General features: G+C 67.3%; 1 pseudogene. It reads left to right on the forward strand.

The window, feature by feature from the left end:
- Positions 1-223: pseudogene (locus ACEPPI_RS41145) on the forward strand (ISAzo13 family transposase); the annotation flags it as partial.

Here is a 223-nt window from a genome sequence, read left to right on the forward strand (position 1 = left end):
CCGTCGCGGATCTGCTGCGAGAGGAAGGCTTCAGTCTGCAGGCCAACGTCAAGACGCTCGAGGGCAGCCAGCACGTCGACCGGGACGCACAGTTCCGCTACCTCAACGAGCTAGCCCGCGGGCATCGGGATGCCGGCCAGCCGGTCATCAGCGTGGACACCAAGAAGAAGGAGCTCGTCGGCGAGTTCAGGAACGACGGCCGCCAGTGGCGCCCGGCCGGTGA

The sequence above is a fragment of the Streptomyces sp. AB3(2024) genome, assembly GCF_041862025.1.
In the GTDB taxonomy this organism is placed as follows: Bacteria; Actinomycetota; Actinomycetes; order Streptomycetales; family Streptomycetaceae; genus Streptomyces.